Origin of the sequence: Synechococcus sp. CCY 0621, assembly GCF_019038465.1 — a bacterium.
Taxonomy (GTDB): domain Bacteria; phylum Cyanobacteriota; class Cyanobacteriia; order PCC-6307; family Cyanobiaceae; genus Cyanobium.
This window is the reverse complement of record NZ_JAFKRH010000095.1, coordinates 1-551: the sequence shown is the minus strand read 5'-3', so window position 1 is coordinate 551 and position 551 is coordinate 1. Positions and strand designations below refer to the sequence as shown.

At 66.6% G+C, this 551-nt stretch carries 1 protein-coding gene; it reads right to left on the bottom strand.

What is annotated here, in order from left to right; genetic code table 11:
- Positions 1–181 precede the first annotated feature (181 nt).
- Positions 182–551, bottom strand: a 370-nt coding sequence (locus KUG43_RS16775) for a hypothetical protein (protein ID WP_216910968.1), incomplete at its 5' end; no start/stop codon positions are given.

Below are 551 nucleotides of genomic sequence, written 5' to 3'. Positions count from 1 at the left end.
GGAGCACGGCACCTTCGCCTGCAGCGAAACCCAGGCCTGCCGCTACAGGATCAAGATCACGGCCGATGTGGTGCTCGCTGGCCTGGAGCAGGCGCTGGGGCTGGTGGCTTGATGGGGTGTTGAGGTCTGTTCGACTCTTCTGTCTCTGTGGGCCGTGAAACGCCGGCGCGTGGGCACCGTGTCACAGCAGGGGCTGGGTGGCGAGCAGCCAGGGGGTGGTCGGCGAGGAGGCCGAGCCGGCGGATGGGAACGGCGATGCCAGCAGGTCCGTGGGGTTGGACTGGCCAAGGGAGGACAGCTCACCCAGGGCCAGGAACGGCGTGGTGGTGAAGGTCGGATCTGCGGGCAGGAGTTCGCCGAAGTCGTCGACTGCGACCGGAGCGAGGCTGGTGCCGCCGCCGATGATGGGGTCGACCCTATCGGTGCTGGCGTTCTGGGGCGCGCTGGTGATAGGCGTGCCGTTGGCATCGACCATGAACTGCTGCTGGGCTTGTTGTCCTTGTGTGGTGGTGGTGCCGAAGACGGCACCTGAGGACACCCAGTTCCAATTG